Raw genomic sequence first — 14,409 nt, 5'->3', positions numbered from 1 at the left:
CCGTTCGAAATCCAAATTTCGCCTCTCTGTAGGAAAGGCGACATTCAGGGATGTGTTGATGTATCCGGGCACCCACGCACTAACAAATCCGGACCGCCCTGCCCTCATCATGACGGCAACCGGTGAGATCGTGACATACGCCGAATTGGAGGATCGGTCGCGACGGGCTGCAAACTGGCTCTTCGACGCCGGCTTGCGGCCCGGCGACGTTGTGGGCGTACTCTCTGACAACAGCCCTTGGATTTTCGATATCTACTGGGCCACTCAGCGCTCGGGCCTATATCTGTTGCCGATCAATTCTCGGCTGAGCCCCAGTGAAGTCGACTATATGCTCGAAAATTCCGGCGCGGCGGCGTTGTTCGTCGGACGTGGTGGATTCGAGACGGCATCAAAAATCGACGCCCACGAAAAACTAAGGCACCGCGTTTGTTCTGAGGGAAATCTGTCAGGTTACGAACCGTACCAGCAGATACTGGAAACCGCTCGCGCCACGATCCCGGCGTCTCAACCGCGCGGCGCCGACATGCTGTACTCTTCCGGCACGACCGGGAGGCCAAAAGGCGTCAGACATGCGTTGCCGGAGCGACAGATTTCCGACCCTGGCGACACAATGGTGCAGATGTTTTCGTCGAATTTTGGCTTTGATGAGAGGACAATCTATCTGTCCCCTGCGCCTCTCTATCATGCAGCGCCGCTACGAACCTGCGCGACCGTCCAGGCGCTGGGTGGCACCGCACTCGTTATGGACAAATTCGATGCCGAAGCCGCTTTGGCTGCCATCCAAGACTACAAGGTGACCCACAGTCAGTGGGTGCCGACCATGTTTGTGCGGATGCTCAAATTGTCCGAGTTAGTTCGGAATCGATATGACGTGAGCAGTTTGCAGATCGCGATTCACGCTGCCGCACCATGTCCCGTTGAAGTCAAGCAAGTGATGATGAAGTGGTGGGGGCCGATATTGTGGGAGTACTACTCCGCCACCGAAATGAACGGGATGACCGTGATCGGCCCCGACGAGTGGCTCGGGAAGCCCGGCTCCGTCGGTCGCGCCGTGCTGGGGAAGATCCACATCTGCGATAAGGACGGCAGCGAACTTCCAGCCGGTCAGACGGGTACCATCTATTTCGAACGCGATAGGATGCCGTTCGTCTACCATGACGAGCCGGAAAAGACGCGGGCCGCGCAACATCCGGCGCATCCGTGCTGGACCACTGTCGGCGACATCGGACACGTCGATGCGGACGGCTACCTCTTCTTGACCGATCGCAAGGCGTTCATGATCATCTCAGGCGGGGTCAACATCTATCCTCAAGAGATTGAGAACGTTCTGGTGCTTCATCCTGCTATCGCGGACGTAGCCGTCATCGGAATCCCCGATCCTGATATGGGCGAACAGGTCAAAGCCATAGTGCAATTGCTGCCTGGCACAGACGGCAGCGAGAACTTGGCGGAAGAAATCATCGCCTTCGTGAAGAATCGTGTTGCCGGCTACAAGGCGCCCCGCAGCATCGATTTTGTGCCTGAAGTCCCGCGTTCACAGACGGGCAAGCTCATGAAGCAGGAATTGCGTAATCGGTATTGGTCGGAGAAGGCAGCCTGACATCAAGCGCCTGGAATGGAATGAACCGCTCCAGTCTGCGGCCTCGCCAATGCCCTGTCGTATGTATGCCGCTGAATTTGGTCAACACAACACAACGCCATGCTGCTCCGCAATACGCTCAGTGACTATCGCTTGTCGCTCGATTCCTCCGATGCCGATGCTCTCGGCATCGAGGCTGCCCAGGCAGTGGAGCGCTTCCTCCAGCATAGGCAGGGGACCGCCCCTACCCCGATGGTTTCACTTCCTGCCCTTGCCCGTCGTCTGGATGTCGGATCTATCCACGCCAAGGACGAAGGACAACGACTGGGTCTCGGTAGCTTCAAAGCACTCGGGGGAGCCTATGCGGTCATACAGCTTGTCCTTGGGCTCGCGTCGCAACGATGGGGCCGTCCAGTAGACATTTCTGAGTGGCGCTCACCGGAAGTCGCCACAGTCGCCGCCGGAATAACCCTGACGTGCGCCACGGACGGTAACCACGGCCGATCGGTTGCACAAGGCGCCCAACTCGTGGGCGCAAACTGCGTCATCTTCGTTCATGCTGGAGTGAGTGACGAGCGCTGCCGAGCGATCGCGCGGTATGGTGCCCGTATCGAACGTGTTCAAGGCAACTACGATGATTCCGTTGCGTCGGCATCTAGACTCGCCAGCGAACGGGGCTGGATTGTGGTCTCCGACACATCTTGGCCAGGCTACGAACGGATCCCTCACCTCGTTATGCAAGGTTATACAGCATTACTTCGTGAGGCCCTTGGCGCACTGCCAAAGCCTCCAACCCACGTGTTTGTCCAGGCCGGTGTCGGCGGCATCGCAGCGACCACTGCCGCTCATTTTTCGCTTGTATTCGGAAAGGACAGACCCTTCTTCACTGTGGTGGAGCCGGATCGAGCCGCCTGCCTTCTCGAGAGCGCCAAGGCCGGCCAGATCGTGAAGGTGCCGCACGACAGACCAACCGTCATGGCGATGCTTGAATGCTACGAGCCATCACTTGTTGCCTGGCGCATTCTCTCGCGCGTTGCCGATGCCTTTATGACCATCGAGGACGACGAGGCGATTACGATGATGAAGGCGCTTGCCTATCCCGTCGACGGGGATCCGGCGATCGTCGCCGGCGAAAGTGGCGCAGTAGGTCTCGCTGGATTGGCAAAGGTGGCGGGTGATCCAGCGTTGCGTTCGGAGATCGGGCTCGACTCAAATGCCCGTGTCTTCCTGATCAATACCGAGGGCGCGACTGATCCAGTGCTCTATGAGAAGCTCGTGGGCGCTCGCCCCGAGGACGTGACCGGCTGAACCGACGAAGGAGAGCACATAGCATGCCGAGTTGTCCGACGTTTATGTGGTTTGCAGTGGCCGCGCGTGACTGCTCTGTCTGCGGCGGTCGCGATGAGACAGGGCTTTCGGTTTTTCACATGCCTTGCAACCACCGGCCATTGCATGTGGATTTCAAACCCGATTCTCCACTCTGGAATGGTTCGCGATTCCTTCGCCGGTTTGCAGCTACAGTTGATAGCTGCAGTCGCCCGCTCGCGTTTCGCGCCAAACCCAAAGCGAAGTCGGAGGGCCCCACGATTCTACGGAAGCAAGGAGCTGATATAGAAGCGGCAGGCGTTCGCCGGGTCGCGCACGGCAAACCTTGGTATAGCTTTTCCAACCCTTTGTATGCAGCAGTTCGTCATCGAACTGCTATGTCTTAACTCTAACACTCCATCTAAAATTTTGCCGCACTCCCGTGAGCAGGTAAAATCGATTGTTTAGATGAAGCACATCCACACGATGGATAAATTCGCACCATGCGTTTCAACGGCCTTGATCTAAATCTTCTCGTCGCGTTCGACGCTCTCATGACGGAGCCGAACCTCACCGCGGCGGCGCGGCGAATCAACCTGAGTCAGCCGGCCATGAGCGCAGCCGTGGCCCGGTTGCGCGCCTATTTCCGCGATGAGCTCTTTACGATGATGGGCCGCAAGCTTGTGCCCACGCCGCGAGCCGAAGCGCTTGCTGCCCCGGTTCGGGAGGCTCTGTCGCACATCCAACTCTCCATTATCTCCCCCGACGGATTCAAGCCGGCGCAGTCGACTCGTCGCTTCAGGATCATCCTGTCAGATTTCATGATGACCGTGTTTCTTCGAAAGGTCGTGGACCGCGTCGCGCAGGAAGCGCCCGCCGTCTCCTTCGAATTGCTACCACCCGAAGAGGACCCCGATCAACTTCTCCGGCGGAGTGAGATTGACTTCTTGGTTTGTCCGGAATTGTTCATGTCGCACACGCATCCCAAAATGCCGCTGTTTGACGAAAGATTCGTGTACGTCGGCTGTCCCAAGAACAAGCAGCTAGCTAAGCCGCTTACATTGGAGCGATACTTATCGATTGGACAGGTTACGGCCAGGTTTGGGCCGACGATCAGACCTTCGTTCGCTGAATGGCTTTTGCTCGAGCATGATCTCAAGATTCGCGTCGAAGTCGCTGTGCCGGGCTTTAGCCTGATCCCACCCCTGATATTGGGAACTGATCGCATAGCGACAATGCCATCGAGGATGTTCAAGCATTTCAAGAACACGATGCCCTTGCGAACGATCCAAGCTCCTTTGCCGGACTTTGCGTTCACCGAATCCGTCCAGTGGCCTGCTCTTCACAACGCTGATCCGGCGAGCATTTGGATGCGCAACATTTTTGTGCAGGAGGCCTCCCGTATCGCATGAGTTCGCCTGAACTTGAATGCGCGGCGTAATCAACCACAGCACGTGGTGATCCACGATCTATCGAGTCACCGACTTGAGACGCATCCGCGTGAGCGGTAGCCTGATTGGCTTATCTTGGGTGCCAGTGCTTGAGCCAGGCGGGATCTTCGTTGTCTACCCGGCCGACTTCGAGCAGGTTGTTCATACCGAATTCGGTGGAGGCTGCGACACCCCTTTTCTCGGAAAAAATGGAATCGGATGACGCCGTCCTCGATCTCCATTCGTCGACGAACGTCCCGCAGCCAGTCTTCGTTTCGCCGAAACACAACACCCTTCCACCCTTCGCGAAAGGCGTCGCCTGATCATCAACGCTGGTTCGTGCTCGGTTCGGAGATCAGTGGCTTACCCCCGACTGAGACTGGCCCTTCTGGCTTAGCGGGTTGGACGGCTCGCTTGGCCGGGCTCGAAACGGGATGGGAAGGCGGGGGAGAAGAAGGCGCGAGAAGAACGGGGGCAGCGACGGCCGGTTTCTGCAACAACTCAATTCTCGATGTCAGCGCCTCGATCTGATCTGCCATGCGTTTCAAATCGTCCTGCTGCGCACCGATGTTACGATTGATCTCTCCAATTTGATCACTTGCCTTCTGCTGCTCGGACCGAATTTCCAAAAGTGCCTCCCTATCTTCAGGTGACAGGCCTGTCGTTGGGACGACTTCATGAGCCGACGGCTTCTCGAAAAACTCTTCGACACTGATCCAATAATAGGCTGCTCCGGCGCACAGGCCGATGGACACCGCCACGAGCGCGAAGACCGACGCAAAACGTCTTGACGACCTGTGCAAGACAGAGGGTGGTTCCAAGCTGCTCACTTGATCAATCACATTCGTCATCCCTGAGCCTGCCATTCTCATCCGTGTTGGTTTTTCTCGTGACGCGATAAAGGGCAATGGTCAAGAGCATCCGGAGCCGAGCGCGCAGCCTTGCGCAACTTTGTCTGAGCGCATGGTTTTATCCCATAAGGCGCATTAACAAGCCGGCGCGGCGAGGCCCTGATACCCATATTTCCTTGAAACTGAACGATCCGAAGTTGCGATCCAAAGAGTGAGCGGTGCCAAAGGGAGTTGCCATCTTGGCAAGATCGCTCTCGTCGAACTCCAGTGATCTCCTTGCACGGGCGTTATTGGGAGCGCGTGTCCGCTTTCGGCGCTTCTTCGCCGCAAAACGGTTCGGAGCTGTTCGATAGCGAACCAACAGCAGGGCTGTATGCCTCGCTATCCGATATTTAGATATCCAGTCGTGGCTTGCACGGGGGCCCGTCGAGTTCAGCCCGTTGTCGCGAGATGCCGGTATTTTCGCGAACAGTCAAATGCAGCTTTCCGCTTGCGCTTTGGCCTGCGAATCGGCGGCTGCATGAAAGAGATCGTGGGTTTCACTCAAGCGCTCCTCAATCGTTCAACGCTTTCTTGCGCAAGACGCGGTATCACGCACAAATGCTGCATCGTGAATAGAAAGACGCAGACTCCAAACCCGGTCTCGAGCCTAACTTTATCGCGACAATGGATAACTTACGTTGTGGGGCCCGCTTGTGCGCAGGGCAACCGTTAACTCGCGTCCTGATCTCGTCTTCAGGGTGTGTGCATTTCATTTGAAGACTCGGACGCCCGAAGAAGAACGCAAGGTGGTAACATAATTGATCGTGGGAGAGGTCGAACAGGTGTCTATAGAATGCGAACGTTCGGCAATCATCTGCCACCGAGGCTTTTGATCGCGGCCCGGGACTCCCTTTGCCGGAATTTACCGGCGTATGGGCTGTCTTCGCGAGATGGGTATTGCATCGTCCTGCCGCCATAGGGACATCATACGCATTCGCCAGCGCAAGGATCGATCCGATGGCGATTGATCGTGCAGGCCGGCCCAATTCGAAATGGAGTTGTCAGAAATAGAAGTCACCGTCGGAGTTCTGGCCTGCAAGAACGGCTCGGCTGAGGGCCCTCCACGTTTGCAGGCTTCAATTAAAAAGCCGCGAAGGGCTTAGCTAGGCATATGCTCGATCCGGTCGTGTAAGACGCCAATGAGCATGTCCGCCTTTCCCCGTGAGAGATCAACCTCGCCTGGCGGCACGACATAGCCGCCACAATCCACCGAATGTGCTACGCACAATTTATGCAACTCTTGCATCGGATGAATTCGGGATACGGCGCCGCGGTGTGCGTCGCCGCCGAGGATCTAGCCCCGATGGGGCCGCAGGACTACCCTGCCCACGTGGACCAGCTAAGCCGTGCAATGGCAATTTGAGACGCGGGCCAATCTCTGAGAAGCCGAGCTTCAGGTACAATGCTGAGTTGGGACTGCGGCTCCACATCGGCTGCCTTGGCGCCCCGACTTCAAGTTGGCCCCAGCCTTTTGTCGCCCCAAGGGTAACGGCTGCGTCGATGAGCGCCATCGCAACACCAGATGATCGCTGGTCAGGCACCACGTAGAGCTCAGTGATAATGCCGTAGGTTCCGCGCGCAAAGAGGGCGGCACTTTCCGATAGCATGATGAGGCCGACGGGGCGTTCCTCCGTAAAAGCAAGAAACCCCGAGATGCGCTCTTTCATGGCCAGCAGGTCGGCAACCAGTCGAGTATCTACTCCGGCCTGCACGTGACCGGCCCCAAGTTCGGCAAGCAGAGCACTGACCATCTGAGTCACCGTTGCGGCATCATCGACGGACACCTCACTCGTCTTCACCATGTCACATCCTCCACCACGTGGTTCAGCGGCAGCAACGGAGACAGAAGCTCCCGCAGCCATCAACTCAAAGTAGATATGCTGTTACTTTGAAAGTCCAATGACGCTTTCGTTCACACCATTGAGAGGTCGCTAGATTTTCACTTGGCGCTTAGCTGATGGTTCTGGCTCAAGACATAATCGAAACCTGCCTTCCCGCTGATCTACGCGAGCTTTCGATTGTAATCCGGCCTCAAGCTAGAGCGCTGTTTGGCCAACGCAACGGCCTGGTCACCAAACACATTCCGCATCCGATGCGGCGCCCCTATGAGTCGTTCGGTGGAATCCTGCTTTGCTTGGCGAGCTAGATGAGCTCGATCAAACTGGCGGCCAATTGACGCAGGTAGCATTTTGGTCCATGCGAGCGGGCCGGCGGGTGTTTAATGCGACGCCAAACAATCGTTTAAGTGTTTCACGATCGCCGGTGTCAGCACGAGGACACGATGTGAATTAGGTCAACAAAACGGCACGCATGTCGCATCGTGCCGGGTGGATCGGAGTTGTGGAGTTCGTCGAAGACATCATTCGATCTCATCAACCCACCACTATGAACGAACCGGTTGGCACCAATAGTCTCAGAGAATGAACTACGGCGCGAGTCGAAGACGCACTCATTTTTGTCGTGGTTGAAAAACCAGCTTTCTTATATTTGCGACGAACGGATCGTTTGTTTCCTCGACCACGGTTGCAGGCATCCCTCGAATTTGGGGGAAGCTAAAGAAGGTGCCGAGCTTTGGTCGAAACACCATCTTGCGCCATCTCATCGATTCTGTTCTCCGGTCGGAGTCATTCGTTGACTTGCTCGAAGCCGCTCATCGAGCCTCGTCGAGCGCGACCAGCTGTGACGTGCCGCAGTGATGGCCGCGGCGGCGTTGCGCCCGACGATCTCGGGAAGGTTTGGCGGCCGAACTTGCCGATCAGGAGCACGCCTGCGCAAGCGCAGCAATGATGCGGACTGTCCGCTTTCGCGCTCTTTTTCGGCTGTCGAAGCAGGACGCGACGCCTTGAGCCAAAATGCCGCGAAGGCGTTCCGTGGGCCGTGCCGTGCTTTTGGCCGGCCCGGCCGATCCACTTCGGCCCGGTCATCGAGGCCTAAGCGGCGGAGCATGTCCTTGCCGCGCTCATTTCGACTATCGCTGTAGAATACCTCTACCACTCTCATGGCGTTCTCACCTTCGCCAGAGCCTGGAGCAGTGACGGCACCCCTCTCCCCGTCTGCGCCCAAGATTTGAGCCCCGCGCGATCAGCGCTTGCCGTAGGTTAAGGGTGAAGCTCGCTCAGGCCTCTTCATCCAACCAGCCGATCTTGCTCCTCAGGAACCGAAAACCAAGCACCTGAAAGCTGGCACGCTCCTTGTTGTCCCTGCCATAGCCGTGGCCCCCCGCGGCTGCCTCGTACAAATAAGCCTCGTAGCCCATCACCTGCAGTTTCGCGACCATCTTGCGGGCGTGCGCCGGATGAACCCGATCGTCGCGCCGCGTGGTGGCAATCAGGATCGGCGGATAGTTTTGACTCGGTCTTGCCGCATGATAGGCGGAATACGTCTTGAGCCATTCCCACTCCGCAGGCTTGTCGGGATCACCAAATTCCGCGATCCAGCTCGCACCGGCAAGGAGCTTTGTGTAGCGACGCATGTCGATCAGAGGAATCGTGCAAAACAATGCGCCGAACCGCGCCGGATAGCGCGTGAGCATGTTGCTTATGAGGATGCCGCCGTTCGACCCACTTTCGGCGGCTATCCGCCTCGGCTCAGTCACGCCGCGACGCACCAGATCGGCGGCCACGGCCGCGAAGTCATCATGCGACAGTTTCTTGCCAGCAAGCCGTCCGGCGTCGTGCCAACGTGTGCCGAACTCGCCCCCACCGCGCAGGTTCGCCTGTACGGTCGTGCCACCACGCTCCAACCAGAGCTTGCCGAGGGCCGAATTGTAGTACGGCCTCATGGAAAGTCCGAAGCCGCCGTAGCCGCTCATATGGACCGGCGCGTTGCCGCTCTCCGCGGCGGGACCGGTCTGCACATATGGAATCCGCTCACCATCGATCGAGATAGCCTCGTGCTGCGTAACCACAAGGCCCTCGGGGCTAAACGTCTTTGGCGCCTGCTTCAGCACGATTGGGCTCGATACACTCCGTTCGATCAGCATCAGCGAAGGCGACGTGAGCGGATCCTGGACACAGGCAAGCAGGTCGCCGTTGCTTTCGGACCGATCGCAATCGAGGGGCCACACGTCGACGACGCCGATGCCGGGAAGGCCGCGCAGCTCCTCATGGCTCCAGCCCGCAGACGAGGGCGTCCAAGTCTCGAATGAAGGTCGCAGCTCGTCGAGGATGGAAAGCACGAGTTTGCCGCTGGCCCAGAAAAATCCCTGCAGCGCGCGGCGCGGGCGCGGCGCGAAAATGACCGTGAAGTTGCGATCGCCGGCGAGAAAGGCCGACAGCGATATGCCAAGCGCGGTGTCAGGCGCGTGGGTGACGCCGGCAATCCTCCATGCCGAGCGCAATTTGACGATTAACCAGTCCCGGTGCGCCCGGAGCCAGATGTCGGAGGGAAGATCGAGCTTCACGCTCGCGCCGGTTTCGGTCCCGGGCCAGACGTCAAGATTGAAGAAGTCCAGCTGATCGAAGAACCAGACGCGTGGCCTTTTTCCAGTCCGATCGACTTCGCAAAAGGCCCACATGCGATCGGGCGCCGTCTCGAACACCACGGCCGCGCGATCCACGGGTTCGCCGCGGCGCCACAACCGCACTGTCCTCGGATAGCCCGATGTGGTTGCCATGCCGTCGCCATGCGCGCTGGACAACAGCAGCGTATCGGGATCGACCCATGTGGCGCTACTCTTCGCTTCCGGCAGGGTGAAGCCGTCGGCCACAAAGCTTTTCGCATTGAGGTCGAATTCGCGCAAGACGACGGCATCGCTGCCGCCGCGCGACAGGCTCACAATGGTTCGCGGATGATCTCCCGGCAGTGAAGCCGTCGCGTTCAGAAGCCAGTCCTCACCTTCCTTTGCCGCGAGCTGGTCGACATCGAGCAAGATTTCCCAGGACGGGTTCGGCTTGCGAAATTCGTCTAGCGTGGTCCGTCGCCAGAGGCCTCGTCGATTGCTGGCGTCCTTCCAGACATTGTAGAGATAGCCACCACGCCGCGCGATATAGGGAATATTGTCCGGCCGATCGTAGATCGACGCCAGCACATCGCGATCCCGCTCGAAGGTCGCGCCGCCAAACGCTCGCAACGTCCTGTCGTTCTGCCGCTCGACAAAGTTTAGCGCGCGCCGGCCCTCTATCTCTTCCAGCCAAAGATAGGGATCATCATCGGGAGCGGAGAGCGTTGGCGCTCCAGCTTGCGACTTTGTCGGCGAGCTTGCTTTAGACACCCGTTCACTCCCAGGGCTGGCATTGGCGTTCGCTTTCGATTTGCGATCGAGGTTTGCATGATGTGGTTCGGTCGAGACACGAAGCCTACAACCTGACGCAGCATGCGATTCAAGTTCATTCTTTCGAAGTGAACGCTGCTCCGCAGATTTCATCATTGACGTTGGCGCGGCGCCCTTCAGTTCGCTGGCGAGCTGCAGTTCGTACTTGGCGCTTTTACAGTCATTCCCACGCATGCATCAGAGGGATTTCGGCCAAGACGCCGCAAGGATGCGACCCAAGGTCATACGCTGCAAATGGATATTGGCAAAAACGGATGATGGGCGCTGACTTCTGCGTCGTCGTCAACTACCGATATTCGTAATCAAATATGACAACAGCGCGCCGTTGCTGGTCAATGACTTCTGCGGTGCAGGCTCGCGCGGCTGCTCCAGAACAATCTTCGCGTCAGCCTCTCAAAGAGTCATGCTGCGCAGCTCCGCCTAGTCGAAACAACAAAAGGTGAGCGCATCACATGAGCTAGAGGGGCGACGCATCCGTGAATGCAACACCGGATCACTAGCACGAGGGTCCGATTGCGCGGCTTACCACGATGCGGATTTACCAGGCCGCTTCGGTGACGAGCAATCATTATCGTTCCAGTACTGTGACACTGAGTGGGTGCCGTGTGAGGGCAATTGACTTGCGTCAGGATTCGAGCGGCACCATCAGTCTCCTGCTCTATTTCTGAAGGCGGTGGTAGGTCTGAAAGGCATTCACTTCCCTGAACCGTTTCGGGATAAAGATTGGCATTGTCCGATATACGACCATGTCAGAGACGCAACATCGCTTGTTCGACGTGCTCCTTGTATTTGCGAAGTTTCCTCTTTGGCACGGCTAATGCTTTGGGGAATGCGCATCGCGTTGAACCGACAAGGTCCTGCCGAAACGCAAAGACTCTCGATTGGATGATCGAGAGTCTAGAGCCACCGAGAGATGAAATTTGTTCATCACTCATCCGCATTCCTGACGAACCGCAATGGAGCTTTTGAACAGCTATGCCGATCCAGCAGCTGACGAACTATGTCGATGGCTATAATAGAGCCAAATGCCGAGCGCTTTATCGTGCTTTCTCCTGGGATCTTTGGGTTCGGATGTTGACACGAATCCCAACACCCTCATACCGATCGGCGGCTTGCCTTCTTGCTGCACTGCTCAGCACTTGCAGTCTTTCTACCGGCAGCGCATTTGCCCAGACGACGCTGACGTCGGCGCCCCCCGCCAGCTTCACGCTCAGCAACGGGCTTCAGGTCGTGGTGATCCCGGACCATCGCACGCCCGTGGTCACGGAGATGATCTGGTACAAGGTCGGCTCCGCCGACGAGCCGCCCGGCAAATCCGGGCTTGCCCACTTTCTCGAGCATCTGATGTTCAAGGGCACGGAAAAGCACCCGATCGGCGAATTTTCCAAGACCGTGTTTCGCGTCGGCGGCAACGAAAACGCTTTCACCTCACTTGATTACACCAGCTACTTTCAGCGCGTCCCGCGCGAGCAACTGCCGACAGTGATGGAGTTCGAGGCCGACCGTATGAACGGCCTCATCCTCAAGGACGAAAACGTACTGCTCGAGCGCGACGTCGTGCTCGAAGAGTACAACATGCGCGTCGCCAACAGCCCCGACGCGCGGCTCAACGAGCAGATCATGGCCGCGCTCTATCTCAACCATCCCAATGGCCGCCCGATCATCGGGTGGCACCAGGAGATCGAAAAGCTCAATCGCGAGGACGCGCTCGCCTTCTATCGCCGCTTCTACGCACCGAACAACGCGATCCTGGTGATCGCGGGCGACGTCGAGGCCGCCGACATACGTCCGCTGGTCGAACGCAATTTCGGCTCGATCCCGGCCCAGCCTGCGATCCCGACGCGGCGTATCCGCCCGCAGGAGCCGGACCCGGCCGCACCGCGCACCGTCACGCTGTCCGACCCGCGCGTCGAGCAACCCAGCGTGCAACGCTATTACCTCGTGCCCTCGGCAACGACGGCCGCGGCCGGCGAGAGTGCGGCACTCGACGTGCTGGCGCAATTGATGGGCAGCGGCAGCAACTCCTATCTCTACCGCGCCCTCGTCGTCGACAAACCGCTCGCGGTCTCCGCCAGCGCCAGCTATTCCAGTATCTCGCTCGACCCGACCCAGTTTGCGATCTCGGCCTCACCGAAGTCCGGCGTCAGCTTTGCAGACATCGAGCAGGTGATCGACGGCGTCATCGCCGACATCGCGCAGAACCCGATCCGCGCCGAGGACCTCGAGCGAGTCAAGACGCACCTCATTGCAGGAACGATCTACGCCCAGGACGACCAGGCGGCGCTGGCGGGCTGGTATGGCGGCGCGCTGAGCACCGGGCTCTCCGTCAAGGACATCCGAAGCTGGCCGGACCGAATTCGCGGCGTCACCGACGTACAAGTCCGTGCAGCTGCGCAAAAATGGCTCGATAAGAAGCGCTCGGTCACCGGCTATCTGATCAAGGACACCAGCACAGCCAAGACTGGCGCAAAGACTACCACCAAGCGCGAGGAGAAACGTTCGTGACCCATCCCTTCCTTCACTCCCGACGCATCGTTCTGTCGTTGGCCGCCGGCGCAGCGCTCACTTTGACTCAGACCTTCCCCTCCGAGGCCGCCGCAAAGATTCAGCGCCTGATCTCGCCGGGCGGCATCGAGGCCTGGTTCGTCCAGGACGCAACCGTGCCGCTGATCGCGATGGAATATTCCTTCGCCGGCGGCTCGGCGCAGGATCCCAGGGACAAGCCCGGCGTCGCCAATCTCGTCGGCGACCTCCTCGACGAGGGCTCCGGCCATCTCGATTCCAAGACGTTCCATGAGCGGCTCGATCGCCGCGCCATCGTGCTCTCCTTCAGCGCCAGCCGCGACACCTTCCGTGGCAGCCTGCGCATGCTGCGCGACAACAAGGATGAGGCCTTCGACCTGCTGCGGTCCGCGCTGACCTCGCCGCATTTCGACGCCGCCGATGTCGAGCGCGTTCGCTCGCACGTGATCGCCGGTCTGCGCCACCAGACCACCGACCCGACGTCGCTGGCAAACCGCAAGTTCCTGGAGGTCGCCTTCGGCGATCATCCCTACGGGCGGCAGACCAACGGCACGCTGGAGAGCGTGCCGACCATCACGATCGCCGACATGAAGGACTATGTCGGCCGCGTGCTAGCCAAGGACACGCTGAAGGTCGCCGTCGTCGGCGACGTCGATCCGGACACGCTCGGCAAACTGCTCGACCACACCTTCGGCGCCCTGCCCGCCAAGGCCAATCTGGTACCAGTCCCCGACATCGCGGCGGCAAACCCGCCGCAGCGCGCCTTCGTGCCGCTCGACGTGCCGCAGACCGTGATCACCTTCGGTGGTCCCGGCGTGAAGCGCAACGACCCGAACTTCATGGCAGCTTATGTCGTCAGTCACATCCTCGGCGGCGGGATGTCCTCACGGCTCTATCGCGAGGTCCGCGAGAAGCGGGGCCTCGCCTATTCGGCGTTCGACTCGCTGCTCTGGATGCAGCATTCGGCGCTGTTCATCGGCAACACCGGCACCCGCGCCGACCGCGCCGGCGACACCATCGACGTCGTCGAGAAGGAGGTACGCCGCATCGCCGAGGCGGGCCCGACGCAGAAAGAGCTCGACGAGGCCAAGTCGTACCTCAACGGCTCGCAGATGCTGGCGCTCGACACCTCCTCCAAGCTGGCCTATGCGCTGCTGCAAGATCAGCATGATCAGCTGCCGATCGATTATATCGAGAAGCGCAACGCCATTGTCGATGCGGTCACGCTGGACGACGCCAAGGCGGCCGCCAAGCGACTGTGGGGCCAGGGCCTGCTCACCGTCATTGTCGGCCGGCCGCCGCAAGCTGCGGCGCTGCCTGCCGGCGTTCCGGCGCCGAAGTCAGACTGATTGGCGCACGTCGATGGCCGGGCTTGTCCCGGCCATCAACGTCAGTGACGCCGCGTTA

General features: G+C 59.1%; 8 protein-coding genes. 5 read left to right on the top strand and 3 right to left on the bottom strand.

The annotated features are described in order from the left end of the window. Nucleotides 1-58 precede the first annotated feature (58 nt). From ACLFLU_RS09180 to ACLFLU_RS09170, 3 genes are all read left to right on the top strand, one after another. Nucleotides 59-1,600 carry an acyl-CoA synthetase gene (locus ACLFLU_RS09180; protein WP_426411892.1) on the top strand — a complete coding sequence of 514 codons (1,542 nt, stop codon included), beginning with the start codon at nucleotides 59-61 and terminating at the stop codon, nucleotides 1,598-1,600. 99 nt (nucleotides 1,601-1,699) lie between these two features. After that, nucleotides 1,700-2,887, top strand: a complete 1,188-nt coding sequence (locus ACLFLU_RS09175) for a diaminopropionate ammonia-lyase (RefSeq protein WP_426411891.1) — start codon at nucleotides 1,700-1,702, stop codon at nucleotides 2,885-2,887. 500 nt (nucleotides 2,888-3,387) lie between these two features. Beyond that, on the top strand, nucleotides 3,388-4,296 hold the full coding sequence (locus ACLFLU_RS09170; RefSeq protein ID WP_049823368.1) for a LysR family transcriptional regulator: 909 nt from the start codon (nucleotides 3,388-3,390) through the stop codon (nucleotides 4,294-4,296). 344 nt (nucleotides 4,297-4,640) lie between these two features. Here ACLFLU_RS09170 and ACLFLU_RS09165 read toward each other — a convergent pair whose 3' ends face one another. From ACLFLU_RS09165 to ACLFLU_RS09155, 3 genes are all read right to left on the bottom strand, one after another. Then, nucleotides 4,641-5,165, bottom strand: a complete 525-nt coding sequence (locus ACLFLU_RS09165) for a hypothetical protein (protein WP_426411890.1) — start codon at nucleotides 5,163-5,165, stop codon at nucleotides 4,641-4,643. Nucleotides 5,166-6,436: 1,271 nt separating this feature from the next. Then, entirely contained in the window at nucleotides 6,437-7,009 is a 573-nt protein-coding gene (locus ACLFLU_RS09160) for a GNAT family N-acetyltransferase (RefSeq protein WP_027544434.1), read from the bottom strand. Between the two features lie 1,313 nt (nucleotides 7,010-8,322). After that, complete coding sequence (locus ACLFLU_RS09155; RefSeq protein WP_426411889.1) at nucleotides 8,323-10,653, bottom strand: prolyl oligopeptidase family serine peptidase; 2,331 nt, start codon at nucleotides 10,651-10,653, stop codon at nucleotides 8,323-8,325. A gap of 897 nt (nucleotides 10,654-11,550) precedes the next feature. Between ACLFLU_RS09155 and ACLFLU_RS09150 the strand changes: the two genes are divergently transcribed. Both ACLFLU_RS09150 and ACLFLU_RS09145 read left to right on the top strand, forming a co-directional pair. Beyond that, nucleotides 11,551-12,984, top strand: coding sequence for a M16 family metallopeptidase (locus ACLFLU_RS09150; RefSeq protein ID WP_426411888.1), 1,434 nt, complete (start codon nucleotides 11,551-11,553; stop codon nucleotides 12,982-12,984). Beyond that, nucleotides 12,981-14,351 (top strand): M16 family metallopeptidase, encoded by a 1,371-nt coding sequence (locus tag ACLFLU_RS09145; RefSeq protein WP_426411887.1) that lies wholly within the window; start codon nucleotides 12,981-12,983, stop codon nucleotides 14,349-14,351. The genes ACLFLU_RS09150 and ACLFLU_RS09145 overlap by 4 nt, the downstream gene beginning before the upstream one ends. Nucleotides 14,352-14,409: the final 58 nt, after the last annotated feature.

This window comes from Bradyrhizobium ganzhouense (assembly GCF_049949285.1).
Classification (GTDB): Bacteria; Pseudomonadota; Alphaproteobacteria; order Rhizobiales; family Xanthobacteraceae; genus Bradyrhizobium; species Bradyrhizobium ganzhouense.
This window is presented reverse-complemented; position numbering and strand designations above follow the sequence as displayed.

What these genes read in the sequence shown, in the direction of transcription:
- ACLFLU_RS09180 (WP_426411892.1), top strand. Translation starts at nt 59, where the DNA reads ATGTATCCGGGCACCCACGCACTAACAAATCCGGACCGCCCTGCCCTC.
- ACLFLU_RS09175 (WP_426411891.1), top strand. Translation starts at nt 1,700, where the DNA reads ATGCTGCTCCGCAATACGCTCAGTGACTATCGCTTGTCGCTCGATTCC.
- ACLFLU_RS09170 (WP_049823368.1), top strand. Translation starts at nt 3,388, where the DNA reads ATGCGTTTCAACGGCCTTGATCTAAATCTTCTCGTCGCGTTCGACGCT.
- ACLFLU_RS09165 (WP_426411890.1), bottom strand. Translation starts at nt 5,165, where the DNA reads ATGACGAATGTGATTGATCAAGTGAGCAGCTTGGAACCACCCTCTGTC.
- ACLFLU_RS09160 (WP_027544434.1), bottom strand. Translation starts at nt 7,009, where the DNA reads ATGGTGAAGACGAGTGAGGTGTCCGTCGATGATGCCGCAACGGTGACT.
- ACLFLU_RS09155 (WP_426411889.1), bottom strand. Translation starts at nt 10,653, where the DNA reads ATGCGTGGGAATGACTGTAAAAGCGCCAAGTACGAACTGCAGCTCGCC.
- ACLFLU_RS09150 (WP_426411888.1), top strand. Translation starts at nt 11,551, where the DNA reads ATGTTGACACGAATCCCAACACCCTCATACCGATCGGCGGCTTGCCTT.